Origin of the sequence: Micromonospora sp. NPDC048868 (assembly GCF_043198195.1) — a bacterium.
Classification (GTDB): Bacteria; Actinomycetota; Actinomycetes; order Mycobacteriales; family Micromonosporaceae; genus Micromonospora; species Micromonospora reichwaldensis.
The window spans coordinates 56911-79202 of the sequence record NZ_JBICUN010000017.1 but is presented as its reverse complement, the minus strand read 5'-3'; the positions used below and the strand labels follow the sequence as shown (position 1 = coordinate 79202).

General features: G+C 74.1%; 21 protein-coding genes. 17 read left to right on the top strand and 4 right to left on the bottom strand.

The genetic code is table 11. The annotated features are described in order from the left end of the window. Positions 1–6 precede the first annotated feature (6 nt). From ACGFNF_RS23650 to ACGFNF_RS23570, 17 genes are all read left to right on the top strand, one after another. Positions 7–1095, top strand: coding sequence for an ABC transporter permease (locus tag ACGFNF_RS23650; RefSeq protein WP_311413496.1), 1089 nt, complete (start codon positions 7–9; stop codon positions 1093–1095). Further along, positions 1092–2012, top strand: a complete 921-nt coding sequence (locus ACGFNF_RS23645) for an ABC transporter permease (protein ID WP_151456999.1) — start codon at positions 1092–1094, stop codon at positions 2010–2012. Before ACGFNF_RS23650 ends, ACGFNF_RS23645 begins: the two co-directional genes overlap by 4 nt. A 3-nt stretch (positions 2013–2015) precedes the next feature. Beyond that, complete coding sequence (locus ACGFNF_RS23640) at positions 2016–2993, top strand: ABC transporter ATP-binding protein (protein WP_357580080.1); 978 nt, start codon at positions 2016–2018, stop codon at positions 2991–2993. Then, complete coding sequence (locus ACGFNF_RS23635; RefSeq protein ID WP_393170668.1) at positions 2990–3973, top strand: ABC transporter ATP-binding protein; 984 nt, start codon at positions 2990–2992, stop codon at positions 3971–3973. The genes ACGFNF_RS23640 and ACGFNF_RS23635 overlap by 4 nt, the downstream gene beginning before the upstream one ends. A gap of 10 nt (positions 3974–3983) precedes the next feature. Next, on the top strand, positions 3984–5222 hold the full coding sequence (locus ACGFNF_RS23630; protein WP_393170666.1) for an amidohydrolase family protein: 1239 nt from the start codon (positions 3984–3986) through the stop codon (positions 5220–5222). Continuing rightward, on the top strand, positions 5219–6865 hold the full coding sequence (locus ACGFNF_RS23625; RefSeq protein ID WP_393170664.1) for a DUF885 domain-containing protein: 1647 nt from the start codon (positions 5219–5221) through the stop codon (positions 6863–6865). The genes ACGFNF_RS23630 and ACGFNF_RS23625 overlap by 4 nt, the downstream gene beginning before the upstream one ends. Before the next feature lie 51 nt (positions 6866–6916). Then, complete coding sequence (locus ACGFNF_RS23620) at positions 6917–7294, top strand: nuclear transport factor 2 family protein (RefSeq protein ID WP_132239597.1); 378 nt, start codon at positions 6917–6919, stop codon at positions 7292–7294. Further along, entirely contained in the window at positions 7291–7617 is a 327-nt protein-coding gene (locus ACGFNF_RS23615) for a TIGR04076 family protein (protein ID WP_151453650.1), read from the top strand. Before ACGFNF_RS23620 ends, ACGFNF_RS23615 begins: the two co-directional genes overlap by 4 nt. Beyond that, on the top strand, positions 7614–8618 hold the full coding sequence (locus ACGFNF_RS23610; protein ID WP_393170662.1) for an LLM class flavin-dependent oxidoreductase: 1005 nt from the start codon (positions 7614–7616) through the stop codon (positions 8616–8618). Before ACGFNF_RS23615 ends, ACGFNF_RS23610 begins: the two co-directional genes overlap by 4 nt. A gap of 164 nt (positions 8619–8782) precedes the next feature. After that, entirely contained in the window at positions 8783–11167 is a 2385-nt protein-coding gene (locus ACGFNF_RS23605; protein ID WP_393170660.1) for a discoidin domain-containing protein, read from the top strand. A gap of 57 nt (positions 11168–11224) precedes the next feature. Then, positions 11225–13270 carry a glycosyl hydrolase family 28-related protein gene (locus tag ACGFNF_RS23600; RefSeq protein WP_393170658.1) on the top strand — a complete coding sequence of 682 codons (2046 nt, stop codon included), beginning with the start codon at positions 11225–11227 and terminating at the stop codon, positions 13268–13270. Positions 13271–13635: 365 nt separating this feature from the next. Continuing rightward, positions 13636–14340 (top strand): tryptophan 2,3-dioxygenase family protein, encoded by a 705-nt coding sequence (locus ACGFNF_RS23595; protein ID WP_393170656.1) that lies wholly within the window; start codon positions 13636–13638, stop codon positions 14338–14340. A gap of 75 nt (positions 14341–14415) precedes the next feature. After that, positions 14416–15690 carry a tryptophan 2,3-dioxygenase family protein gene (locus ACGFNF_RS23590; RefSeq protein WP_393170654.1) on the top strand — a complete coding sequence of 425 codons (1275 nt, stop codon included), beginning with the start codon at positions 14416–14418 and terminating at the stop codon, positions 15688–15690. Next, positions 15687–16865: an aminotransferase class V-fold PLP-dependent enzyme gene (locus tag ACGFNF_RS23585; RefSeq protein ID WP_393170652.1), complete on the top strand. Its 1179-nt coding sequence runs from the start codon at positions 15687–15689 to the stop codon at positions 16863–16865. The genes ACGFNF_RS23590 and ACGFNF_RS23585 overlap by 4 nt, the downstream gene beginning before the upstream one ends. Continuing rightward, positions 16862–17893 (top strand): methyltransferase, encoded by a 1032-nt coding sequence (locus tag ACGFNF_RS23580; protein WP_393170650.1) that lies wholly within the window; start codon positions 16862–16864, stop codon positions 17891–17893. Before ACGFNF_RS23585 ends, ACGFNF_RS23580 begins: the two co-directional genes overlap by 4 nt. Positions 17894–18006: 113 nt before the next feature. Continuing rightward, positions 18007–18378 (top strand): hypothetical protein, encoded by a 372-nt coding sequence (locus ACGFNF_RS23575; protein ID WP_393170648.1) that lies wholly within the window; start codon positions 18007–18009, stop codon positions 18376–18378. A gap of 67 nt (positions 18379–18445) precedes the next feature. Beyond that, entirely contained in the window at positions 18446–18862 is a 417-nt protein-coding gene (locus ACGFNF_RS23570) for a YchJ family protein (RefSeq protein ID WP_393170646.1), read from the top strand. A gap of 40 nt (positions 18863–18902) precedes the next feature. On the opposite strand, the gene ACGFNF_RS23565 is transcribed toward ACGFNF_RS23570, so the two are convergent. From ACGFNF_RS23565 to ACGFNF_RS23550, 4 genes are read right to left on the bottom strand one after another with little or no spacing between them, the layout of a single operon-like run. Next, complete coding sequence (locus tag ACGFNF_RS23565; RefSeq protein WP_393170643.1) at positions 18903–19448, bottom strand: gluconokinase; 546 nt, start codon at positions 19446–19448, stop codon at positions 18903–18905. Further along, positions 19438–20703 carry a D-mannonate dehydratase ManD gene (manD, locus tag ACGFNF_RS23560; protein ID WP_357580752.1) on the bottom strand — a complete coding sequence of 422 codons (1266 nt, stop codon included), beginning with the start codon at positions 20701–20703 and terminating at the stop codon, positions 19438–19440. The genes ACGFNF_RS23565 and manD overlap by 11 nt, the downstream gene beginning before the upstream one ends. Continuing rightward, complete coding sequence (locus tag ACGFNF_RS23555) at positions 20700–21653, bottom strand: sugar kinase (RefSeq protein WP_393170641.1); 954 nt, start codon at positions 21651–21653, stop codon at positions 20700–20702. Before ACGFNF_RS23555 ends, manD begins: the two co-directional genes overlap by 4 nt. Then, the gene (locus ACGFNF_RS23550; protein ID WP_393170639.1) at positions 21650–22288 is read right to left on the bottom strand and encodes a bifunctional 4-hydroxy-2-oxoglutarate aldolase/2-dehydro-3-deoxy-phosphogluconate aldolase; all 639 of its coding nucleotides are present in this window, start codon (positions 22286–22288) and stop codon (positions 21650–21652) included. Before ACGFNF_RS23550 ends, ACGFNF_RS23555 begins: the two co-directional genes overlap by 4 nt. Between the last annotated feature and the right edge of the window lie 4 nt (positions 22289–22292).

Below are 22292 nucleotides of genomic sequence, written 5' to 3'. Positions count from 1 at the left end.
CACTCCATGACGACGACAGTCGACGACGCCGAGCCGGGCACGGTCACCACGACCGTGTCCCGGCCCCGGCCGCACCGGGCACTGCTGGTCTTCCTGCTCAAGCGGGTGGCCATCACCGCCGGCCTGCTGCTGGGCGTCACGATCGTGACGTTCGGACTGGTCACCGTGGTACCCGGCGACCCGGTCACGGCCAACCTCTCCGACCAGGCGCTCAACGACCCCGCGACGGTCGCGGCGTTCCGCGAGAAGTGGGGCCTGGACCAGCCGCTGTACGTGCAGTACTTCCAGTACCTGGGCAACCTGCTGACGGGTGACCTCGGCATCTCCCAGCAGACCGGCCGCACCGTGGCCGACGACCTGTTCCAGTACGTGCCGGCGACCATGGAACTGGCCATCCCCACCATGGTGCTGGCGCTGCTCATCGGCACCGGGATCGGCATGCTCGCCGCCGTGCGCAACGGTCGGGTCACCGACCAGCTGATCCGCGTCGGCGCGCTGCTCGGCCTCTCCACCCCGCCGTTCTGGCTGTCTCTCGTCGTGCTCTACGTCTTCTTCTACCAGCTCGGCCTGGCGCCCAGCGGCGGACGGCTCTCCACCGACTTCAGCCCGCCGCCGACCGTGACCGGCATGTACACCGTCGACGCCGCCCTCGCCGGCCAGTGGGACGTCGCCTGGGACGCCGCCCAGCACCTGATCCTGCCGGTGCTCGTGCTGACCAGCCTGACCGTGGCGATGCTCGTCCGGTTCGTCCGCTCGTCCATGCTGGAGGTGCTCCAGCAGGACTACATCCGGGCCGCGTACGCCAAGGGCCTGCCCGCCCGGGTGGTGTTCCGCCGGCACCTGCTGCGCGCCGGCCTGGTCCCGGTGATCACCGTCTCCGGGCTGGCCTTCGCCTCGCTGCTCTCCGGCACGGTGCTGGTGGAGAACATCTTCGGCTGGCCGGGCCTCGGCCAGTACGCGTACCGCAGCGCGACGGCGCTGGACCTGCCCGCGATCCTCGGCGTCAGCCTGTTCGTGGCGCTGGTCTACACGCTGGTCAACCTCACCGTCGACCTGCTGTACGGGCTCATCGACCCGAGGATCCGCCTGTCATGACCGCACTCGCACCCGATCCCGTGGCGCCCGACCCCAAGGCGACGGCCGCGCTGACCCGGCGCCGCTTCCTGGGCGGCCGGCTGCGGGGACGTTCGACGGCGCGGCCCATCTGGCGCCAGCCGATCGCCGTGGTGGCCCTGGTCATCCTCGGCGGGTGGCTGCTGGCGGCGCTCCTCGCCCCGCTCGTCGCGCCGTTCGACCCGCTGGCGCAGAGCCCCGACGCCTACGCGCCGCCGTCCGGCACGCACTGGTTCGGCACCGACTCCCTCGGCCGGGACGTGTTCAGCCGGGTGATCCACGGCTCCCGCCTGTCGATCCCCCTCGCGCTCGCCATCGTCTCGCTCGCCCTGCTGATCGGCGGCCTGCTCGGCCTGGTCGCCGGCTACGTGGGCCGGTTCGTCGACGAGGCGCTGATGCGCCTGACGGACCTGGTCTTCGCGTTCCCGCAGATCATCCTGGCGATGGCGGTCACGGCCGCGTTCGGTCCCAGCACCCGCAACGCCGTCCTCGCGCTGGTCATCGTCTCCTGGCCGGTCTACGCCCGGGTCATCCGCAGCGCCGTGCTGACCATGCGCGGCGAGGACTACCTCAGCGCCGCCCGGCTGCTCGGCATCGGACCGATGCGCGCGCTGCGCCGCGACGTCCTGCCCAACAGCGTGGGTCCGGCGATCGTGCTGGCCACCCTCGAACTGGGCAACGCCGTGCTGCTGCTCTCCGCGCTGTCCTTCCTCGGCCTCGGCCCCCGCCCGCCGGCCGCCGAGTGGGGCTCGATGGTGGCGCTCGGCTCGCAGGACCTCTCCATGTGGTGGGTCAGCGTCTTCCCCGGTCTGGCCATCCTCACCGTGGTGATGGCCTTCAACGTGCTCGGCGACGCGCTGCGCGACCGGATCGACCCCCGCTACGCGAAGGGACGTTGAGAAATGGCACCCCTGCTCGAGGTCGACTCCCTGGCCGTCACCCTGCCCGGCCCCACCGGGCCGCTGCCGATCCTGCACGACGTGTCGTTCACCGTCGACGAGGGCGAGATGGTCGGCATCGCCGGGGAGAGCGGGTGCGGCAAGAGCCTCACCGCGCAGACCCTGCTCGGGCTGCTGCCCGCCGGCGCCAAGGTCACCGGATCGGCCCGGTTCGCCGGCACCGAACTGCTCGGCCTGGACACGAAGCGCTGGCAGAAGGTACGCGGCGCCGGCATCGCGATGGTCTTCCAGGACCCCACCGCCGCGCTGCACCCGATGCTCACGATCGGCCGGCAGCTCACCGAACACATGCAGGTCCACCTGGGCCTGGACCGGCGGGCGGCCGACCGGCGGGCGGTGGAGCTGCTCGAGCAGGTCCGCATCCCCGACCCGCAGCGGGCGGTGCGGGCGTACCCGCACCAGTTCTCCGGCGGCATGCGGCAGCGGGCGGCCATCGCGATCGCCCTCGCCGCCCGCCCCCGGCTGCTGATCGCCGACGAGCCCACCACCGCGCTCGACGTGACGGTGCAGGCCGGCATCCTGGCGCTGCTGGACCAGTTGCGCGCCGAGACCGGGCTGGCCGTCGCCTTCATCACCCACGACCTCGGGGTGCTCAGCGCCCTCACCACCCGCGGGTACGTCTTCTACGCCGGGCGGGTGGTGGAGACCGGTCCCACCGGGGCGCTGCTCACCGCGCCGCAGCACCCGTACACGGCGGCGCTGCTCGGCGCCCGCCCGCACGGCACCCAGGCCGTCGGCACGCTGCGCCCCATCCCGGGCGGGCCGCCGGCGCCGGGGCAGGCGCCGCCCGGATGTCCGTTCCAACCCCGGTGCGGGTACGCCGAGCCGTCCTGCGGCAGCGCGCCGCCCCCGCTCGCCCCCGCCGGCGCCGACCGGTCGGTGGCCTGCGTGGTCCGTCCGCACCTGGAGGTGGCGGCATGAACCAGCCCGTCGGCTCGGGCAACCTGCTCGAGATCAGCGACGTCGAGGTCGAGTACAAGGCGCGCGGCCGGGGGCCGGTGCGGGCCGTGGCCGGGGTGAGCCTCGAGGTGGCGCCCGGCCAGATCGTCGGCCTGGTCGGCGAGTCCGGCTGCGGCAAGTCGTCACTGGCCCGGGTGGCGGTCGGGCTGGCCGCGCCGAGCGCCGGGGCGATCCGGTTCGCCGGCCGCCCGGTCACCCCGCTCGGCTGGCGGCGCCGGCCGGTGCCGCAGGTGGGGCTCCAGATGGTCTTCCAGAACCCGTACGCGTCGCTGAACCCCCGGCGCACCATCGGCGCCCAACTCCTCGACGGGGTGCCGGACACGGTGACCGGCGCCGCCCGCCGGGCGCGGGTCGCCGACCTGCTGGACCGGGTCGGCATGCCGGCCGGGGCCGCGGAGCGGTACCCGCACCAGTTCTCCGGCGGCCAGCGGCAGCGGCTCGCCATCGCGCGGGCGCTCGCGCCGGAGCCCCGGATGATCATCGCGGACGAGCCGGTCACCGCGCTGGACGCCTCGTCCCAGGCGCAGGTGGTCAACCTGCTCGTCGGTCTGGTCCGGGACCTGGACATGGGCATGCTGTTCATCTCGCACGACCTGTCCCTGGTGCACGAGATCGCCGACGTCACGGCGGTGATGTACCTGGGCCGGATCGTGGAGACCGCGCCCACCCGCCAGCTGTGGTCCTCGCCCCGGCACCCGTACAGCCAGGCGTTGATCGACGCGGTGCCGCAGATCTCGGCGCACCCGCAGCTGCCCAGGACGCTCGCCGGGGAGGTGCCCGACCCGGCGCACGCGCCGACCGGGTGCCGGTTCCGGCCGCGCTGCCCGCACGCCTTCGCGCCGTGCGGCGAGCAGCCGCCCACGCTCGACCTCGGCGGCCGCAGCGCCGCCTGCTGGCTCAACGACCCGACGGTGGCGCCGACCACCGCGCCCGCCGCGTAGAGGACTCCGCATGCACATCCCCACCGAACAGGTCCTGGTCAACCTCGCGCTCTACGACGGCGTGCGGGACGACCTCCAGCGCGACCAGGGCGTCTGGGTCGGCGCCGACGGCACGATCCGCGCGGTCGGCCCGGTCGACGACGTCCTCGCCGAGGCCGGCGGCGCCCGGGTGGTCGACCTGCACGGCGACCACGTCATGCCCGGCCTGACCAACATGCACGTGCACCTCTCGCTCGGCCTGCCCGGCCACTTCGGCGACGAGGTGCACCGCTCCAACCTCGCCGAGCTGGTGCTGCTGATGGCCGACTCGGCGCGGCGGACCCTGCACTCCGGGGTCACCACCGCCCGGCTCGTCGGCGAGAGCCGGTACGCCGACTTCGCCCTGCGCAAGGGCATCGAGCGCGGCGCGGTGGACGGCCCGCGGATCTTCACCGCCGGGCACGCCCTCTGCTGCACCGGGGGGCACGGCTGGGAGGCCGACGCCCTGGAGGCCGACGGCGCGGACGGGTTCCGCCGGCTCACCCGGCAGCAGATCCGGGCCGGCGCCGACCTGATCAAGGTGTGCATCTCCGGCGGCATCGCCGGCGAGTTCGAGTCGATCGACACCCCGCAGCTGCTCGACGACGAGCTGGCGGCGGTGATCCGGGTGGCGCACGACTGGGGCCGCAAGGTCACCGCGCACGCCGGTCCCGCCGAGTCGGTGCGCCGCGCCGTGGAACTCGGGCTGGACTGCGTCGAGCACGGCTACGAGCTGACCGACGAGGTGACCCGGCTGATGGCCGACCGGCGTGTCTGGTACGTCCCGACGATCGTGGTCAGCCGCTGCGAGCAGTTCTTCCGCGACGCGGGCGTGCCGGGCTGGCTGATGGACCGCGCCCTGGGCGCCGGGCCCCGGCACTGGGAGAGCCTGCAGCACGCCATCCGCAACGGGGTGCCGATCGCGCTGGGCAGCGACATGCCGCCGCACGCCGGCTACGACGAGACGACCGCGACCGTGCGTGAGCTGGAGTTCATGGTGGACGCCGGGATGCCCGTCGCCGACGCGCTGAGGTCCGCCACCATCCGCCCCGCACATTGGCTGGGCCAGGCCGACACGCTCGGCAGCGTCGAGGTGGGCAAGCACGCGGACCTGCTGGTCCTGCGCGACGACCCGACCCGCTCGGTGTCCGCGCTGCGCACCCTGCACACGGTGCTCAAGGGCGGCGTCGGGTACCGGGACGACCACGGCCGCCTGGGCCTCGCCCGATGACGACCATCACCGAGGTCGCCGACGGGTACCTCGACGCGCTCGCCGAGCTGGACCCGGAGGCCGCCGAGGCGGCGGGTCGTACCCCCGGATCGCACTTCGCGGACCTCTCCCCTGACGGCTTCGCCGCCCGCGCGGAGCTGGCGCGCGGCACCGCCACGGCGGCGGCCGGCGCCGACGCCGACGGCACGGCGCAGCGGGCCCTCGCGGGGGCGCTGCGCGACCGGCTGGCCAGCGAGGTCGACCTCTACGACGCGGGCTTCACCACCCGGCTGCTCGCCCCGCTGGCGACGCCGGTGCACCTGGTCCGGCAGGTCTTCGACAACCTGCCGCGCGCCACCGACGAGGACTGGGCGGTCGTCGCCGCGCACCTGCGCCGGGTGCCCACGGCTCTCGGCCAGTACGCCGAGACGCTGCGCTGGTCGGCGCAGCGGGGACATCTGGTCGCCCGCCGGCAGGTGCTGGCGGTCGCCGACCAGTGCACCGCCTGGGTCACCGCCGACGACTTCTACGGCCGGCTGGTGGCCGGCCACCCGGGCGGGCCGCTGGCCGGCGAGCTGGCCGCCGGGGCGCGGTCGGCCGCCGCCGCGACGGCGGACTTCGCCGCGTTCCTGCGCACCGAGCTGGCGCCCCGGGCCACCGACGTCGACGGCGTCGGCCGCGACCTGTACGCCGTCACCGCGCGCAGCTTCCTCGGCGCGACCGTCGACCTGGACGAGCTGTACGCGTACGGCTGGGAGGAGCTGGCCCGCACCGCCGCCGAGCAGCGGGCGGTCGCCGCCGAGCTGGGCCACCCGGACGTGGCGGCGGCGCGGGCCGCGCTGGACGCCGACCCCGCCGGCCGGGTGCCGGTCGGGCCCGACCTGGAGCGGTGGCTGCGCGAGCGCACCGAACAGCTCACCGACGCCCTCGACGGCCCGCACTTCGACATCCCGGCCGCCACCCGCCAGGTGGTGTGCCGGCTCAGCCCCGCCGCCTCCGGCGTCATGTACTACACCCCGCCCGACGCCGGGTTGACGCGGCCGGGCGGGATCTGGTGGTCGACGCCCCCCGGCGAGTCGACGGTGCCGGTGTGGCGGCACGTCGGGACGCTCTGCCACGAAGGGCTGCCCGGGCACCACCTCCAGCACGCGATCACCCTCACCACCGCCGAGCTGCACCCGTGGCAGCGGTCGCTGTGCCAGGTGCACGGGTACGCCGAGGGCTGGGCGCACTACGCCGAACGCCTCGCCGACGAACTGGGCCTCTACGCCGGCCCCGCCGAGCGGCTCGGCATGCTCGACGGGCAGATGTGGCGCGCCGCCCGGGTGGTCATCGACCTCGGCCTGCACCTGGACGTGCCGATCCCGCCCGGGAACGGCGTCACCGACGCGCGCCGGTGGACCCCCGAGCTGGCCGTGGACTTCCTGGTCCGGGTCGCCGGACTGGACCCGGCGACGGCGCGGTTCGAGGTCGACCGGTACCTGGGCTGGCCGGCGCAGGCGTTGGCCTTCAAGGTCGGGGCGCGGCTCTGGCAGCAGGCCCGCCGGGAGGTCGAACGGCGCGAGGGCGCGGGATTCGACCGCACGCGGTTCCACCACCGCGCCCTGCGGCTCGGCCCGATGGGGCTCGATCCGCTGCGCGCCCGCCTCGCCGAACTCTCCTGATCCGCCGTCGCCCCCGACACCCCCGTCCGCCCCGACCGGAAGCGAGCCCCGATGACCGTTGACGATCTCACCGCCGCCATCACCGACATGTACCGGTCGTTGGGCGACCGGTCGGCGTTCGACGCCCGCCTGCACCCCGACCTGACGATCTGGGAGTCCGACGCGCCCGAGCTGCTGGACGGGCTGGCCGCCCTGGACGACCTGCGGGACCGCCGGGCGGCGGACCGGGGCCCGGCCGCGCCCCCCACCTCGGTCGCACCCGAGCAGTTCCGGGTCGAGTCGTGGGACGACACCGGCCTGGTCCGCTACGTCCTGCGGGCCCGGTACGCGGGCGGGCAGCCGGACGACTGTTTCCGGGTCACGGACGTGCTGCGCCGCGACGAGCGGGGCTGGCGGATCGTGCACCACCACGCGGAGGCGGTCCGATGAGCGCCGAGGAACCGGTCACCGACCTCTACGACCTGCGGGTCGTGGTGGAGCGGATCGAGGGCCGGTCCGTCTGCGGCCTGCGGCCGGGTGACTACATCGACCTGACCGAGTCGAACCGGCTCAGCATCCCGACGGGCAAGCACTTCTGCCTCTACGCCCTCGCCGCGTGCCTGCCGCTGCTGCCGGCCAAGCAGCGGCCGCTGCCGCCGGAGGACTGGCTGGCCCGGGACAGTCACGTGGCCTGCCCGGACCCGGACGAGCGGGTCATCATGCGCATCGAACGGACCGCCCGGCGGCAGATTCCCACTGGAGACCTGACGTGAGCACCGACGACGGACGCCGACTCGTCGGCATCGGACTGCAGTCCGACAAGAGCGCCGACGAGTACGCCGCACTGGCCGAACTCGCCGAACGGCACGGCTTCGACGTGCTGTCGGTCTTCGGCGACCTGATGTACCAGCCGCCGATCTTCCCGCTGCTGGTGGCCGCGCGGCACACCCGGCGGATCCGGCTCGGGTCGGCCTGCCTGAACCCGTTCACCATGCACCCGGTGGAGATCGCCGGGCAGGTCGCCGCCCTGGACCTGGCGTCGGACGGGCGGGCCTACCTCGGGCTGGCCCGGGGCACCTGGCTCGACCAGATCGGGGTGCCGCAGGCCCGGCCGCTGCGCCGGATCACCGAGACGGTCGACGTGGTGCGACTGCTGCTCTCCCGCGACGAGGGCGGCTTCGCGGGCCGGGAGTTCACCGTGGCGCCCGGCACGGCGCTGCGCTACGCCCCGGTCCGCGCCGACGTGCCGGTCCTGGTCGGGACGTGGGGTCAGCAGACCGCCCGGACGGCCGCCGCCTTCGCCTCGGAGATCAAGGTCGGCGGGTCGGCCAACCCGGCGATGGCCAAGACGATGCGCGCCTGGCTGGACGAGGCCACGCCCGCCGGCCGGGACCAGGTGGGTGTGGTGATCGGTGCGGTCACCGTGGTGGACGAGGACGGCGCCCTGGCCCGCCGGGTGGCCCGCACCGAGGTCGCCATGTACCTCGCCGTGGTCGCCGCCCTCGACCCGAACGTCGACATCGACCCGGAGCTGCTGGCGCGGATCCAGCAGCACGTCGCCCGCCAGGAGCACGACCTCGCCGGCGCGCTGATCGGCGGGGACCTGCTCGACCTGTTCGCCTTCTCCGGCACGCCCGAACATGTCGCGGCGCAGGCCGCGGCGGTGTTCGACGCCGGGGCCACCCGGGTGGAGTTCGGCACCCCGCACGGGCTGACCCCGGCCGGTGGCGTCGACCTGCTCGGCCGCCGGGTGCTGCCGCTGCTCAGGGAGTGACGCCGCGGTGGGGGCGGGCCGGAAGGGGTTCCCGACCCGCCCCCATCTGACAAATTTCCGTGCCCGGTCGTGTTCTTTCATTGCCTGGTCTCGCTCTTGCATTGTGGAGTCGCCTACTGCACCATGGCCATCGATACCTTTCCGCGACCGGAAGGAAGACGGCCATGGCGGTGTCCCGTCGGAAACTCATCGGATCCCTCGCCGCCGGTTCGGCGCTCGCCGCCGTCTCCCCCACCGACCTGGTCTCCGCCCTGCGCGGCACGGCGTACGCGGCCAGCCCGCCGGGCGACGTCGTCGGCAAGGTCTCGGTCGGCTACCAGGGCTGGTTCAGCTGCCCGGGTGACGGCGCGCCGATCGGCGGCTGGTGGCACTGGAGCCGCGACCGGTTCCAGTCGCCCTCCCCGGCCAACACCACGATCGTCTCCTGGCCCGACATGCGGGAGTACGCCCGCGGCTACACCACCGCGTACCCGCCGCTCGGCAACGGCCAGCCGGCGCAGCTCTTCTCCTCCTACGACCAGCAGACCGTCGACACCCACTTCCGCTGGATGCAGGAGCACGGCTGCGACACCGCCGCTCTGCAACGGTTCAACCCGTTCGGCGACGAGGGGCCGACCCGCGACGCCATGGCGGTCAAGGTCCGTGGCGCGGCGGAACGCTTCGGCCGCAAGTTCTACGTCATGTACGACGTCACCGGCTGGACGGCGATGCAGTCCCAGATCAAGCAGGACTGGCTCGATCGGATGTCCGCGCACACCGCCTCACCGGCGTACGCGCGGCAGAACGGCCGGCCGGTGGTCTGCGTCTGGGGATTCGGCTTCAACGACGACGGCCGCCCGTTCGCGCCGGCCGCCTGCCTCGACGTGGTCAACTGGTTCAAGGCCCAGGGCTGCTACGTCATCGGCGGCGTGCCGACCTACTGGCGGCAGGGCGTCAACGACTCCCGGCCGGGCTTCTCGGACGTCTACCACGCGTTCCACATGCTCTCGCCGTGGATGGTCGGCCGCACCGGCACCCTCGACGGGCTCGACTGGTTCCACACCAACGTCAACGTCCCCGACCTGGCCGACTGCGCCGCGCACGGCATCGACTACCAGCCCTGTGTGATGCCGGGCGACCTGTCGGCCGGGCACCGCCGCCACGGCGACTTCTACTGGCGTCACCTCTACAACATGACCCGGCTGGGCGCCCAGGGCCTCTACGTCTCCATGTTCGACGAGTACAACGAGGGCAACCAGATCGCCAAGACCAGCGAGACGCAGGCGACGACTCCGGCGGGGGCGGGCATCCGGGCGCTGGACGAGGACGGCACCGCCTGCTCCGCCGACTACTACCTGCGGATCACCGCCGACGGCGGCCGGATGTTCAAGGGGCAGCTCGCCCTGACCCCCGTACGGCCGACGCCGCCCGTCGTCGGCGGCGGCCCGCAGCCCGGCGGCGACCTCGCCGCCGGCCGGCCGGCGTCGGCGAGCAGCCAGAACGGCGCGTTCGCCGCCGGCAACGCCGTCGACGCCGATCCGAACAGCTACTGGGAGTCCGCCAACGGCGCCTTCCCCCAGTGGTGGCGGGTCGACCTGGGCGCGAGCCACCCGCTGGCCCGGATCGTCCTCGCCGTGCCCGCCGGCTGGGAGGCGCGCACCCAGACGGTGACGGTGCAGGGCAGCACCGACGGCACGAATTTCACGACGCTCACCGGGCCGGTCGGGGTCCGCTTCGACCCGGCGACCGGCAACACCGCTACCCTCACCGTGCCGTCCACCGCCGCCCGGCACGTTCGGGTCACCGTCACCGGCAACACCGCCTGGCCGGCGGCCCAACTCGCTCAGGTCAAGGTGTACGCGGCGACCGGGACGCCCACCCCGCCCAACCCGCCGGGCGGCCTCACGGTGACCGGCCGGACCTCGACGAGCGTGTCGCTGGCCTGGACGGCGTCGACCGATCCCGACGGCGTGACCGGCTACCAGGTGCGCCGCGACGGGCAGACCGTGGCGTCCGTTCCCGGCACGTCCGCCACCGTCGGCGGGCTGACGCCCCAGACCGCGTACACCTTCACGGTCGTCGCGGTGGACGGCTCCGGCACGCAGTCGGCACCCTCGGCCACCGTGTCGGCGACCACCGCGCCGGCGCCCGGAGCCGACCTCGCCCGGGGCCGGCCGGTCACGGAGAGCAGCCACGTGCAGACCTACGGCTGCGCCAACGTCGTCGACGGCGACGCGAACACCTACTGGGAGAGCGCCGGCAACGCCTTCCCGCAGTGGGTGCGCGTCGACCTCGGCGCGACCGTCCCCGTCGGACAGGTCGTGCTCCGGCTCCCGCCCGCCGCAGCCTGGCAGCGACGCACGCAGACGATCGCGGTCGAGACGAGCCCGGACGGCACCGCCTGGAGCACCGCCGTCGCGTCCGCCGCCCACGTCTTCGATCCGGCCGCCGGCAACCGGGTGACGATCGCCGCCCCGGGGACGCCCGGCCGGTACGTGCGGATCCGCGTCACCGGCAACACCGGCTGGCCCGCGGCGCAGCTGTCCCAGCTTGAGGTGTACGCCGCGTAGCGGCGGTCACTGCCGGCCGCACCGCCGGACCCGTCCCACCACGAGAAGAGTCACGCCATGCCCCTGAGCAGATCTCCGCTGCCCGGACCGTCGTCACGGCGACGGCCCCGGGCGGCGGTCGCCGCCACCGTCGCGCTCGCGACCGCCCTCGGCGTCCTGGCCGGCGCGCCCGGCCCGGCCACCGCCGCCCCGCCCGCCGGCACCGCACCGGTGGTGACCAGGGCCGGCCTTGACCCGCAACTCGTCGCCGGGCGCGGTGCCGACGTCGCCTTCGTCGAGCAGGAGGCGGAGAACGCGACCACGGACGGCGAGGTCATCGGCCCCGACCGCACCGCCTACACGCTGCCCGCCGAGGCCTCCGGCCGCCGCGCGGTCCGGCTGACCCCCGGCCGGTACGTCGAATTCGTCCTGCCCCGCGCGGCCAACGCGATCACCGTGCGCTACAGCATCCCCGACGCCCCGCAGGGCGGCGGCATCACCGCCCCGCTGGACGTGGCGGTCAACGACCGGCGGATCCGGACGATGACCCTCACCTCGCAGTACGCCTGGCTCTACAACCAGTACCCGTTCTCCAACGACCCGACCGCCGGCCTGCTGCACCCGGACTGGTGGATCACCGAGTGCTCGTGCGTGCCGGCGGCCACCACGCCGTACCCGAGCATCCCCACCCCGTTCCGCCCCAGCCACTTCTACGACGAGCAGCGGCTGCTGCTCGGCCGGACGTACCGGGCGGGCGACCGGGTCCGGCTCACCGCGCCGGCCGGCAGCAACGCGGCGTGGACGGTGATCGACCTGCTGGACTCCGAGCTCGTCGGCCCGCCACGTGTGCGGCTGCGCGCGGCGAACGTGCTGGCCTTCGGCGCCGACCCGACCGGCCGCCGCGACTCCGCCCCCGCCCTGGATCGGGCCATCGCCTTCGCCCGGCGGGCGGACGTGCCCGTCTACCTGCCGCCCGGCACGTACCAGGTCAACCGGCACATCATCGTCGACGACGTGACGATCGAGGGCGCCGGCAGCTGGTACACGATCGTCAAGGGACGCGAGGTCGCGCTGCCCACGCCCGCGCCGGACGGCTCGGTGCACACCGGCGTCGGCTTCTACGGCAGGACCGCCGCCGAGGGCGGCAGTCGCAACGTGCACCTCTCCGGCTTCGCCATCGAGGGCGACGTGCGCGAGCGCATCGACACCGACCAGGTCAACGCGATCGGTGGCGCGATGAGCGACTCCACGATCGACGGGCTGCACCTGCGCCACACGAAGGTGGGCATCTGGTTCGACGGGCCGATGAGCAACGTGCGGGTCACCAACACGATCATCGTCGACCAGATCGCGGACGGGCTCAACTTCCACACCGGCGTCACCGACTCGCTGGTCGCCCACACCTTCGTCCGCAACAGCGGCGACGACGGGCTCGCGATGTGGTCGGAGAAGATCGGCAACGCCCGCAACCGCTTCGACCACAACACCGTGCAGTCGCCGGTGCTGGCCAACGGCATCGCCCTCTACGGCGGCACCGACCTCACCGTGTCGCACAACCTGGTCGCCGACCCGGTGCGCGAGGGCAGCGCGATCCAGGTCGGCTCCCGCTTCGGCGCGGAGCCGTTCACCGGGCGGCTGCTGATCACCGGCAACACCACCGCCCGCGCCGGCACGTACGAGCTGAACTGGAAGATCGGGCTGGGGGCCATCTGGTTCTACGCGCTGGACCGGGACATCGACGCGCGGATCGAGGTCATCGGGGACAGCTACCTCGACAACACGTACAACGCCATCATGCTGGTCAGCGACTGGCCCGTGAAGGACCTCCACTCCATCACCGGCGTCCGGTTGCAGGACATCCGGGTCGACGGCACGGGCACCTCCGTGCTGAGCGCCCGGGCGGCGGGGTCGGCCTCGTTGCGCAACGTCGACGCCCGCAACGTCGGCGCCGTCGGCGTCAACAACTGCGGGTCGTTCAACTTCCCGGCGACCGGCTCGGAGTTCGCCCTCACCGACCTGGGCGGCAACGACGGCGGTTGGCTGGCCCCGTGGCAACTGCCGAACACCATCACCTGCGACGACCGGCCGCCGGTCGTGCCGCCACCGCCACCGTCGGCCTGGTGAGCCCCTCGCGGTGGGCGGTGGACTCCGCCGCGCCACCGCCAGCCGCCGCCGTACCGGGACACCCCGGCACGGCGGCGGCTTTCTCGTGCCCCGCCCGACGGGAACCGTCGACCCAACCCCGCACCCACCCGCCGGTGTGACGGGTCAGCCGTTCACCACGATTGACGAATGTCGACCGAATGTGCTAACAAACCGCCTCGTGAATGTCGCCGAAAATGGCGGAAACCCTCCCCTTTCCGAAAAGGGACACGGTGCGCGACAGGGGCGTGACACATTGCCTTTCGTCGTTGCATAATGGCCGCCGCACGCGCTGTCGCACCGTCGGTTTCCGATGCGGCGACGCCGACCGAAGGGGACACAATTCCGTGAAGCGGGACCACTCACCTGTGCTGCCTGGCGACGGCGCCACGGACTATGCGCGCTACATGCGGCTGGACACGCTGCTCGACCTGCAACGGCGTCCGGAGGAGATGCTCCACCGCGACGAGCTGCTCTTCCAGGTGGTGCACCAGTCCACCGAGTTGTGGCTGAAACTCGCCGCCGCCGAGCTGGCCGAGGCGGTCACCCGGCTGCGCGCCGGCGAGCTGGCGGTGACCGAGTCGCTGCTGGCCCGGGCGACGCTCGGAATCCGGCTGGTCACCGACCAGCTGGAGATGTTCCGGCACCTGTCCCCGGCCGACTTCCAGGCCATGCAACCGGCGCTGGGCAAGGGATCCGGCGCGGAGTCGCCCGGCTGGCGGCAGGTCCAGGCCACGAGCCGACAGCTCGGCCGGGCGTTCGCCGAGCAGCTGGAAGCCCAGGGGATCGACCCGGCCACACTGGGCCGGCCGGATCCGGCGAACCCCGTCCAGCGGCTCGCCGAGGCGCTCGTCGAGTGGGACGAACGGGTGTCGCTGTGGCGGACGCGGCACTACCAGATCGCCCTGCGCGTCGGGGGCCACGCCCCGGACGGCGCCGAGGCGACGATGCTCGCCAAGCTCGTCGGGTACCGGTTCTTCCCCGAACTGTGGCGGGCCCGCCTGAAGCCCACCGACGAATCCGGTGACGAATCACCTGTCGGTCGTCCCTGACAATCCTCGTCCACCAGAAATTGTCAATCCCTCCCCACCTGTCTGCGTGGCGACCGAAATGTCGAGGTGCGGTTCGTGCGTGAACTGACGAGTTGGCTGTCCGGTGCCGGTGAGCCCGACAGTTTCCCATACTCCGCCGTGCTGGCGGAGTTTCACCGGGTCGGCAAACACTTCGTCGACAAGGAACTGCTGGCCCTGCTCGACCAGGCCCGCGCGCAGTCGACGGTGCCGGCGGCCGCGCGGGATGCCCACGCCCGGTTGCTGGGTGACTTCCTCGACGCCGCGCTCGACAAGTGGGACGGCCGGTACGACTACCGCAGTTACCTGGCGCTGCGGCTGCTCCGGCTGCCCTGCGGGGACGACGTCGACGACGGGCCGGCCGCCGACCCGCTCGGTGCCCGGCGGGACCGGGACCGGCTCCTCGTCCGCCTGGTCGCCGACGCGCTGGCCTTCGAGCTGACCGCCGCCTCCGGCACCACCGACCTGCTGCCCGAGCGGCGCCCGAGCCGGGACGTGGTGGCCAAGCGCTACCGGCTCGGCGTACGGGCCGCGTCCCCCGCTCTCGTCCGGATGGGCCTGGCCGGCACGGTCCCCCACCGGGAGGCGGTGGCGACCCCGGACGAGCTGCGGGCCCTCGCCGCCGACCCGGATCCCACCGGGGAGCTGGTGCTGCGGCTGAGCATGCTGCCGGTCCACGTGACACACGACGAGTACCTGTTCATCCGGGTGCTCCAGGCGTACGAGTGCCTCTTCGCGGGGATCGCCGACGAGCTGCGCGCCACCGTCGCCGCCCTGTCCGCCGGCCAGGCGGGGCCGGCGGCCGAGCGGCTGGCGTACGCCCGCGAGCAGCTCACCGCCGCCGGACCGCTGTTCTCGCTGCTGGCCACCATGCAGGCGGAGGCGTTCCGGACGTTCCGGGAGTTCACCGAGGGGGCGAGCGCCATCCAGTCGCGCTCCTACAAGCTGATGGAGTCGCTGTGCCGTACCCCGGAGGGGTCGCGGTTGGACTCGGCCGCCTACCACCAGGTACCGGAGGTCCGCGACCGGGTGCACGCCGGGCGGCCGTCGGTCGACGACGCGTTCCGGGCCGCCGTACGCGACGGCCTGCTCGCCGCGCCCGGCGGCGAGCGGGTCGAGGAGGAGATGCGGTCGTTCGCCGCTGCGGTCGTCCAGTGGCGGCGTACGCACCACCGGCTGGCGACCCGGATGCTCGGCCCCCGCCCCGGCACCGGCTACACGGAGGGCACGCCCTACCTGGCCGCCGTCCGGTCCATCCCGGTCTTCACCTCCGTCGCCGACGACTCCCGATCCCCGTCCCCGACCGAACCGACCGGAGGCAGCCCCGAGTGAGCCCGCCCGAACCGCACCCCGACGCGCACGTGCCCGAGTGCCTCGACGCCACCGCGCACGCCGCCCTGCGCGCCGAGTTCCCCCTGCTCCAGAGCGCCGTCTATCTCAACAACAACTCCACCGGCGCGGTGCCCAGAGGGGCGGAACACGTCCTCACCGGCTACTGGGAGACGCTGCGGAGTTGGCGCGACGAGGTCTGGCAAGGCTGGCACGTCGGCCTCGACCGGTACGCCGACTCGGTCGCCGCCCTCATCGGCGCGCCGGCGGGCAGCGTCGTCACGGACGCGAACCTCAGCACACTGCTCGCCCGGGTGGCGTCCTGTTTCGACTACCGCCCGCCGCGCGACCGGATCGTCACCACCGACCTCGAGTACCCGACCGTGCCGTTCATCTGGAACGCGTTCCGCCGCTACGGCGCCCGACTCGACGTGGTCGGCTCGGGCGGCCCGTGGTTCGACGAGGACGCCCTCGAGGCGCGCGTCGACGAACGCACGCTGCTGGTGTGCGTCCCGCACGCCAGCTTCTCCTCCGGCGCCACCATCGACCTGCACCGGCTGGTGCGGCGCGCCCACGACGTCGGCGCCCTGGTGGTGGTCGACGCCTTCCAGAGCGTCGGGGTGATGCCGCTGGACGTGACGGCGCTCGGCGTCGACGTGGTCCTCGGCGGCGCGCACAAGTGGCTGTGCGGGGTCGGCACCGCCTTCCTCTACGTCCGCCCGGGCCTGGTCCCGGAGCTGGAACCGGCGGCCACCGGCTGGCAGGCCGGCGACCGGGCGTTCACGTTCCAGCCGTCGACCGGCTGGGCCGACGGGGCCCGGCGGTTCGCCGGCGGCACCCCGTTCCCCCTCACCTCGCTGGTCTCCCAGGTCGGCCTGGACCTGCTGGCCGGGGTGGGCGTCGACGCGATCCGCCGGCACTCGCTCGCCTGCACCCAACGGGTCCTGGACCGGGCCGCGGCGGCCGGCATCGACGTGGTCAGCCCGACGGACCCGCACCGGCGCGGCGGCGTCGTCTGCCTGGACGTCGCCGACGGCGAGGCCGTCAAGCGGCGGCTGGTCGCGCGCGACATGGTCTGCAGCTGGCGGGGCCACCTGCGGGTCGGCCCGCACGTCTACAACACCCTCGACGAGATCGACACGTTCATGGACGCCCTGGAAGAGGAGCTGAAACGGTGAAGGTCACGCTGTCCCCCCGGGCGCTGATGAGTCTGCTCGCCAACGGGCCCAAGGCCATGGACGTGCTGGAGACCGCGCTCGGCATGGGACTGCTCGACGCGCTGGAGCCCGGGCCGGCGAGCCTCGGCGAGCTGGCCGCCCGGTTCGGCGTACGGCCCCTACGGCTCTACAAGTTCCTCGACTGCCTGGAGAGCCTCGGCGTCGTCGAGCGCAGCGAGCCGGGCGACGACATCACGACGGCCACGTACCGCGCGGTGCCCGGCCTCCGGGACGCCGTCACGGCGGTCGTCGGCCCCGGCGCCGTCGAACGCGACCGGGACCGCTACCCCTGGCGGCGGCTACACGGTCGGCTGGCCGAGAGCCTGCGGGGCGAGGTGAGCATGAGCGACGACGACTTCGCCTGGCCCCCGAAGACCGACGAGCAGACCGCCGACTTCGAGCGCAGCATGGCCGTCGGTCTCGGCCCGGTGATCGAGACGGTGCACCGCAACGCCGACCGGCTGTGGCCGGACCGGCGCCGACTGCTGGACGTCGGCGGGGGCGACGGCACGCTCGCCGCGCACGTCCTCGACGACGCCCCGGGGCTGCGGGCCGACGTGTACAACCTGCCGGCCGTGGCGCCACTGGTGGCGGCCACCCGGGCGCGTACGGGGCATGCCGACCGGCTGGGTTTCGTCGGCGGCGACTTCTTCGCCGAGCCGCTGCCCACGGGCTACGACGCCATGGCGTTCGTCCGGGTGCTGCACGACTGGCCCAACGACGTCGCCCGCCAGCTGGTCGAGAAGGCGTACGCGGCCCTCGAACCGGGCGGGCTGCTGGTGATCTGCGAGGAGTTCCGCACCCCGGACCGGCTGGCGATGCAGTTCTTCTGGAGCTACTTCCTCATCGGGGTCGACAGCTGCGTCAGCCGGCTGCGGGAGGTCGAGTTCTACACCGGCCTGCTCAAGGAGGTCGGCTTCGACCGGGTGGCCGTGCTGCCCGGCGGCTGGGAGGTGGTCTGCGCGTACAAACCGGTGGCCGGGGTGTGATCCGCCCAGCCGGCGGGGCGGGGCCGCTGCCCCGCCACGCCGACTCGGCGGCGTTTGACCGCCGGGGCCGGGGGAAGACCCAGCGCCCAGGGCCGATTCCCGAGGGAGCGACGATGGCGGACGCAGGACGGGCCAGGAAGGCCACCGGGGCGCGCAAGGCCCCGATGAAGCGGGCGACGGCGGCGAAGAAGGTGGCGACGGCCACGAAGCGGGCCACCGGGGCGACCGCGGCCAGGTCCCCGGGCGGGAAGCCCACGCCGACGACCGCCCGCGCGGCCCGGAAGAAGGACACCTCGGCCACGGCGACCCCGGCCCGCGCCCGCAAGGCGCCCGCCACCGCCGCGCCCGCGAAGAAGGCGCCCGCGAAGAAGGCGACGAAGGCCGCCGCGACCCGCGCCGGCGCGGCCACGAAGGCCCCGGCCCGCAAGGCGACGACCATGGAGTCGTTCGGCACCCGACGGGCGCCCCGCACGAGCGCCGGCTGAGCCGACACCACGACGCCCGGCGGGGTCCGGACGCCGGTCGCGCCGCGGCGTCGGCCAGAATGGGCCGGTGGCGAAGCGATCCCGCCGGCGGGCGGCCGACGACCGTGACCGGCCCTGCCCCTGCGGCGTCGGCCAGCCGTACGCCGGATGTTGCGGGCGGCTGCACCGGGGCGAGGCGGACGCGGCGACCGCCGAGGCGCTGATGCGCTCGCGGTACAGCGCCTTCGCCGTCGGCGACACCGCGTACCTGCTGCGCAGCTGGCACTCCTCGACCCGGCCGGGCACCCTCGACCTCGACCCCGGCCAGCGCTGGACGGGCCTGGAGATCGTCGACACCGACCGGGGCGGGCTGCTCGACGCCACCGGCACGGTCGAGTTCCGGGCCCACCACCGCGCCGGCGGCCAGCCGGGCACGCAGAGCGAGCGCAGCCGGTTCGTCCGCGAGGACGGCCGCTGGGTCTACCTCGACGCGCTGCCCGACTGACGCCCGGTCGCGGCGCCTGGGCACCGCGACCGGGACGCGCTCAGCCGCTGGCGGCGACGCCGTGCGCCAGGCCGAGCCGGTCGACCGCCGCCGAGACGAGTTCGTCAGGCGTCAGCGACAGGTCGAGCACCAGCACCGACTCGTCGGGGTGGTGCTGCTCCAGGGTGGCCAGCTGCGACTCCAGCAGGCTCGGCGGCATGAAGTGCCCGGCCCGCCGGGCCATCCGCTCCCGGATCACCCCGGCGGCGCCGTCCAGGTGGACGAACTCGACGCTCGGCGGCCCCTGCCGCAGCGTGTCGCGGTAGGACCGCCGCAGCGCCGAGCAGGCCAGCACCGTCGACACGCCCTCGGCGGCGCGGGCGGCCATCCAGCCGGCCAGCTCGCGCAGCCAGGGCAGGCGGGCGGCGTCGTCCAGCGGCACGCCGGCGCGCATCTGCGCCACGTGCGCCGGCGTGTGGAACTCGTCCGCCTCGGCGAAGACCAGTCCGGTACGGGCGGCGATGCCCCGCGCCACGGTCGTCTTGCCCGCGCCGGACACCCCCATCACGACCACGTGCCGCGTCGGGGGCGCGCCCTCACCAGTCATGGACGGTGCCGTCCTGGAGCCGGTTGAACGGCAGGTACGCCGGCACGTACGGGAACTTCGCGGCGGCCTCCTCGTCCAGCTCGACGCCGAGCCCGGGCTGCTCGCCGGGGTGCAGGTAGCCGTCGACGAAGGTGAACGACTGCCGGAACACCTCGTTGGTGAGCGCCCCGTGCCGCATGTACTCCTGGATGCCGAAGTTGTGGATGGCCAGGTCCAGGTGCAGGGCGGCGGCCATGCCGACGGGCGAGATGTCGGTCGGGCCGTGGATGCCGGACTTGATCTGGTACTGGGCGGCGAAGTCGAGCAGTTTGCGCATGGCGGTGATGCCGCCGGTGTGGGTGACGGCGGAGCGGACGTAGTCGATGAGCTGCTCGCGGATGAGCGTCTGGTAGTCCCAGACGGTGTTGAAGACCTCGCCGATCGCCAGCGGCGTGGTGGTGTGCTGGCGGACCAGCCGCAGCGCCTCCTGGTTCTCCGCCGGGGTGCAGTCCTCCAGCCAGAACAGGTCGTACGGCTCCAGGGCCTTGCCCAGCTTGGCGGCCTGGATGGGGGTCATCCGGTGGTGGCCGTCGTGCAGCAGCGGCAGCTCCGGGCCGAACTCGTTGCGGACCGCCTCGAACACGCCGGGCAGGTGGCGCAGGTAGGAGCGGGTGTCCCAGTCCTCCTCGGCCGGCAGCGGGATGCGCTGCGCCGGCTCGTAGTCGTAGCGCTTGCCGTCGGCGCTGGGCTGGCTGGCGACCCCGTACACGGCGTTGATGCCCGGCACCGAGGTCTGCACCCGGATCGAGCGGTAGCCCTCGTCGAGGTGCCGGCGGATCGAGTCGAACAGCTCGGGCAGGTCCCGGCCGGAGGCGTGGCCGTAGGCCATGATCCCGGTGCGCGACGCCCCGCCCAGCAGCTGGTACAGCGGCATGCCGGCGGCCTTGGCCTTGATGTCCCACAGGGCCACGTCGACCGCCGCGATGGCGGCCATGGTGACCGGCCCGCGACGCCAGTACGCCGAGCGGTAGAGGAACTGCCAGGCGTCCTCGATGCGGTGCGCGTCCCGGCCGATCAGCAGCGGAACGACGTGGTCGCGCAGGTACGAGGCGACCGAGAGTTCCCGTCCGTTGAGGGTGCCGTCGCCCAGGCCGGTGACGCCGTCCTCCGTGGTGATCTTCAGGGTGACGAAGTTGCGGTCGGGGCTGGAGACGATGACGTCAGCGGCGACGATCTTCACGGGGTGCCTTTCTTCTTCGGGGTGCTCGGTGGTCAGCGGAGGACGTCGCCGGCCTCGTGGCCGTCGAGGAGGGACAGTTCGGCGCGGCGCGGCAGCCCTTCCCAGTCGCCGGGGCTGGAGACCGCGAAGGCGCCGAGGGTGGCCGCGCGGCGCAGCCGACCGGCCAGGTCGAGCCCGTCGAACCAGCCGGACAGGTAGCCGGCGGTGAACGCGTCGCCGGCGCCGACGGCGTCGACGGCGGTCACGGTCAGCGCCTCGGCCCGCCGGACCCCCTCGCGGGTGTGCGCGCGGGCGCCGTCGGAGCCCAGCTTGACCAGGACCGTGTCCACGCCGCGGCGCAGCAGGTCCGCCACGACGGTGGACTCGTCGGCCCCGGGGTCGCCGACGAGGTCCAGCTCGTCGGCGGAGGCGACGACGGTCGAGGCGTACCCGGCCAGCGGGGTGAGCACCTCGCGGGCGGTGTCGCGCGACCAGAGGCGGTCGCGGTGGTTGACGTCGAGGCAGACCGGGATGCCGGCGGCGACGGCGGCCTCGGCCGCCCACCGGGTGGCCGCGCGGGCGCTGTCGGACAGCGCCGGGGTGATGCCGCTCAGGTGCAGCATCCGCGCGCCGACCGCCAGCGGGGCCCGCAGGTCGTCGACGTTGAGGGCGGAGCCGGCCGATCCGGCCCGGTGGTACTGCACCCGGGTCAGGTCGGCGGTGCGCCGCTCCAGGAACATCAGGCCGGTCGGCCGGTCCGGGTCGCGGGTCACGCCGTCGACGGCGACGCCCTCGGCGCGCAGCTGGCGCAGCACGTACTCGCCGAACTCGTCGGCGCCCACCCGGCCGACCCAGGCGGCCCGGTGGCCCAGCCGGGCCACCGCGACGGCCACGTTGGACTCGGCGCCGGCCAGGTGCATGGTCAGCGGTCCCCCGGCGGCGAGCGGGCCGGACGAGCGCAGCGACACCAGGGCCTCGCCGACGGTGAGCAGGTCGGGTGCGGTCATGACGGCGTCGACTCCCGCACGGTGGCGAGGTAGCTGCGCGCCCGCGCCCGCAGGGCGTCCAGGTCGCCGCCGGAGGCGGCGTCGCCGACCAGGGGGCCGCCGAGGCCGACCGCGATCGCGCCGGCCCGGAAGTAGCCGGGCACGTCGTCGCGGCCGACGCCGCCGACCGCGACGAACGGGATGTCCGGGAAGGGGTCGCGCACCGCCCTGAGGTACGCCGGGCCGCCGACCGACGCCGGGAAGAGCTTGACCACCGACGCCCCCATCCGCACCGCGGTGTAGGCCTCGGTCGGGGTGAGCGCCCCGGCGGCCACCGGGAGGCCGCGGCGCGCCGCCTCGGCGATCGACTCGACCACGGCCGGCGTCACCACGAACTGCGCGCCCGCGGCGGCCACGTCGGCGACGTCGGCGGTGGTGAGCACCGTGCCGGCCCCGACCAGCGCCCCGGCGGGGGCCGCCGCGCGCAGCGCCTCGATCGCCCCGAGGGCGTCCGGCGTGGTCAGGGCCACCTCGACGACGCGTACGCCCTCCTGGAGCAGCGCGGTGCCGGCGGCGATCGCGGCGGCGGTGTCGGTGCCGCGGATGATCGCGAGGATGCGGGCCGAGGTCAGTTCGGCGGTCAGGTCGACGGTCATGTGA

Bases quoted from the DNA above. Each gene is read 5' to 3' on its own strand.
- ACGFNF_RS23550 (WP_393170639.1), bottom strand. From the start codon at position 22,288: ATGACCGTCGACCTGACCGCCGAACTGACCTCGGCCCGCATCCTCGCG.
- ACGFNF_RS23645 (WP_151456999.1), top strand. From the start codon at position 1,092: ATGACCGCACTCGCACCCGATCCCGTGGCGCCCGACCCCAAGGCGACG.
- ACGFNF_RS23625 (WP_393170664.1), top strand. From the start codon at position 5,219: ATGACGACCATCACCGAGGTCGCCGACGGGTACCTCGACGCGCTCGCC.
- ACGFNF_RS23565 (WP_393170643.1), bottom strand. From the start codon at position 19,448: ATGACTGGTGAGGGCGCGCCCCCGACGCGGCACGTGGTCGTGATGGGG.
- ACGFNF_RS23605 (WP_393170660.1), top strand. From the start codon at position 8,783: ATGGCGGTGTCCCGTCGGAAACTCATCGGATCCCTCGCCGCCGGTTCG.
- ACGFNF_RS23615 (WP_151453650.1), top strand. From the start codon at position 7,291: ATGAGCGCCGAGGAACCGGTCACCGACCTCTACGACCTGCGGGTCGTG.
- ACGFNF_RS23630 (WP_393170666.1), top strand. From the start codon at position 3,984: ATGCACATCCCCACCGAACAGGTCCTGGTCAACCTCGCGCTCTACGAC.
- ACGFNF_RS23640 (WP_357580080.1), top strand. From the start codon at position 2,016: ATGGCACCCCTGCTCGAGGTCGACTCCCTGGCCGTCACCCTGCCCGGC.
- ACGFNF_RS23600 (WP_393170658.1), top strand. From the start codon at position 11,225: ATGCCCCTGAGCAGATCTCCGCTGCCCGGACCGTCGTCACGGCGACGG.
- ACGFNF_RS23620 (WP_132239597.1), top strand. From the start codon at position 6,917: ATGACCGTTGACGATCTCACCGCCGCCATCACCGACATGTACCGGTCG.
- ACGFNF_RS23650 (WP_311413496.1), top strand. From the start codon at position 7: ATGACGACGACAGTCGACGACGCCGAGCCGGGCACGGTCACCACGACC.
- ACGFNF_RS23575 (WP_393170648.1), top strand. From the start codon at position 18,007: ATGGCGGACGCAGGACGGGCCAGGAAGGCCACCGGGGCGCGCAAGGCC.
- ACGFNF_RS23635 (WP_393170668.1), top strand. From the start codon at position 2,990: ATGAACCAGCCCGTCGGCTCGGGCAACCTGCTCGAGATCAGCGACGTC.
- ACGFNF_RS23555 (WP_393170641.1), bottom strand. From the start codon at position 21,653: ATGACCGCACCCGACCTGCTCACCGTCGGCGAGGCCCTGGTGTCGCTG.